The sequence below is a fragment of the Luteolibacter pohnpeiensis genome (genome assembly GCF_016595435.1).
Taxonomy (GTDB): Bacteria; Verrucomicrobiota; Verrucomicrobiia; order Verrucomicrobiales; family Akkermansiaceae; genus Luteolibacter; species Luteolibacter pohnpeiensis.
The window spans coordinates 1-913 of record NZ_JAENIJ010000138.1 but is presented as its reverse complement, the minus strand read 5'-3'; the positions used below and the strand labels follow the sequence as shown (position 1 = coordinate 913).

General features: G+C 59.7%; 2 protein-coding genes. Both read left to right on the top strand.

The genetic code is table 11. The features are described 5' to 3' along the window. Positions 1-525, top strand: a 525-nt coding sequence (locus JIN85_RS20605) for a hypothetical protein (protein ID WP_200274398.1), incomplete at its 5' end; no start/stop codon positions are given. 5 nt (positions 526-530) lie between these two features. Then, a partial coding sequence (locus JIN85_RS20600) for a hypothetical protein (protein WP_200274396.1) occupies positions 531-913 on the top strand: 383 nt, incomplete at its 3' end.

Here is a 913-nt window from a genome sequence, read left to right as displayed (position 1 = left end):
GAAGTGGAACGGGAACGCTCCCGGAATTCGAAGAAAGCCAAGGAACGGCAGATATGGGCATACCGCGAGTTGGTCTCCCGCTTGTTTCCCGCGCTGTTCCCGAATGATTCCGGCGACATTCCCGAAATACTCCCACCAAGTTCCCGGAAACCTCCCGGCGGATTCCCGGAGAATTCCCGCCCGATTCCCGGGGATATACCAGAGACCAGAAACCAGAAGGATAGGGAGAGAGAGATAGCGCAGGCGCAAGAGCCAAACGCAACGCTTCCGAGATCCAATCGAAGACCCACGCTTGCCCAGGCAAAATCAGCAGCGGCGACCATCGGCGTCACGGCGGAGCTTGCCGACGAATGGTGGCACGCTCGAGAGGCAACCGACTGGATCAAGGGCACCGGTGGCGGCGGAAACATCCACGTCGGCAGCAACTGGCAAGCCGATCTGAAGACCTACGCCAGCCGCATGGCCGGCACGGCAAACCCCAAACCGAAAGCCCAGAGCACGGAGCTGCTCGACTGGGAAAAATGAAGCCAATGAACCTGAATTTAACCACAAGACGTGCTGTCGGTGCGTGCCCGAAATGCAAGGCCCGTGTCGAGTTTGATGAGTCTCCCTTGATGCGCGGGATCGTCCCGCTTTGCGATCGATGCGATGCGCAACAGGCGGACTCCTGGGCAAGGCAAGAACGCGATCGAGCCTGGCGGAAATACTTCTTCAACCGATTGCCGCAGGGCTATCACGGCGCGAAACGGGCAGAGGTGACGCTGCTCTTCCAGAAGATCTTCGAGTGGAGTCCGGAAGACAGTCACGGCGGCATCGGTCTGATCGGGAAATCCGGGATCGGCAAGAGCCATGCGCTGGCATCGCTGCTGCGAAAGCTCGAGCAACCGTTCCTCTGGTGGAGTGGCACCGAAGC